Annotated in this window: 1 protein-coding gene; it reads left to right on the top strand. The window is 57.7% G+C overall.

Annotation, left to right across the window (positions count from 1 at the left end; translation table 11 throughout):
- Positions 1-261: 261 nt before the first annotated feature.
- Positions 262-1415 (top strand): SdrD B-like domain-containing protein (locus G3446_RS26705; protein WP_209262664.1); only part of this gene is annotated, 1154 nt, incomplete at its 3' end.

The raw sequence follows: 1415 nt of genomic DNA, 5'->3' as shown, positions 1-1415 counted from the left end.
TCTTCGGTGTTGAGACTGATAGCGTTGCAACGCTTCATCGGCATGCTCCTACAAGGTTCCTGTGAAGACGCATTATTGTAACATAATCATAGCTTTAGGCGCTAAGTCCATGGCATTGGTCGCGCGGCCACTCCGCTGCCGGCTCCAGTGCCGGCTCCAGTGCCGGGTCTCTGAACGGCTACGCGGCACACACAACTGTCTTGACGCCCGTCGGCGAACAATTCAGCTAAACAAGCTTAAGAAATCGGGGATCATGAAACCATGACAATCGCAGCGAGTTATAACGCATCCATTGCCGGTCGCTATTTTTACGACGACAAAGGAAACGGTGTGGATGATGAGGGGCGCGCCGTAGCGGGTGCGCAAATAAGGCTCTACGACGTGACGAATCAGCAGTTCTGTGGTTCAACGCAAACCGACGCTGACGGAAATTACGCGTTTAACAACCTCCCTGCCGGCGATTATAGGATCTATTTCTCACCTAATCAGACGGTCGACGCCTTCATTGCGCCCAACCAGGGTAGCGATGAGCGTATCGACAATGATGTGGTGACGGTCAACGAGAATGGCGTCGGTATCACCGATGTGATTTCCGTGGGGTCTGGTGAGCAGGTGCAGGATGTGGATGCAGGTCTGTCGGCGGAGCCGCCCGGCTCGGGTTCGATCGCCGGCCGCTACTTCTGGGACGAGAACCACAACGATCTGGAAGACGCCGGCGAGTCGGGCATCCAATGCGTCCAGGTCCGGTTGATCGACAAGAGCACCAACACTGTCATTGGCACCACCTTTACCGATGCCAATGGCGACTACCGCTTCGACGACGTTGACGCCGGTCAGTACCAGGTGCGCTTCAACGGCGACCCTACGGGCAAGACCTTCATTGCCCCGGATGCCGGCAGTGATGACAGCATTGACAGTGACGTGACACGTTCCTGGACCAACAACAAGGGCGATGTGATCGGCCGCACCGATACCTTCGACCTGGCGCAGGGCGAAGACAAGACCGACGTGGACGCAGGCGTCGAAGAGGTTGTCTGCGATACCGGTTCAATCTCCGGCCGCTACTTCTGGGACGAGAACCACAACGATCTGGAAGACGCCGGCGAGTCGGGCATCCAAGGCGTCCGGGTCCGTTTGATCGACAAGGGCACCAACACTGTCATTGGCACCACCTTTACCGATGCCAATGGCGACTACCGCTTCGACGACGTTGACGCCGGTCAGTACCAGGTGCGCTTCAACGGCGACCCTACGGGCAAGACCTTCATTGCCCCGGATGCCGGCAGTGATGACAGCATTGACAGTGACGTGACACGTTCCTGGACCAACAACAAGGGCGATGTGATCGGCCGCACCGATACCTTCGACCTGGCGCAGGGCGAAGACAAGACCGACGTGGACGCAGGCGTCGAAGA

Origin of the sequence: Thiorhodococcus minor, from assembly GCF_010820565.1 — a bacterium.
Lineage (GTDB): Bacteria > Pseudomonadota > Gammaproteobacteria > Chromatiales > Chromatiaceae > Thiorhodococcus > Thiorhodococcus minor.
This window is presented reverse-complemented; position numbering and strand designations above follow the sequence as displayed.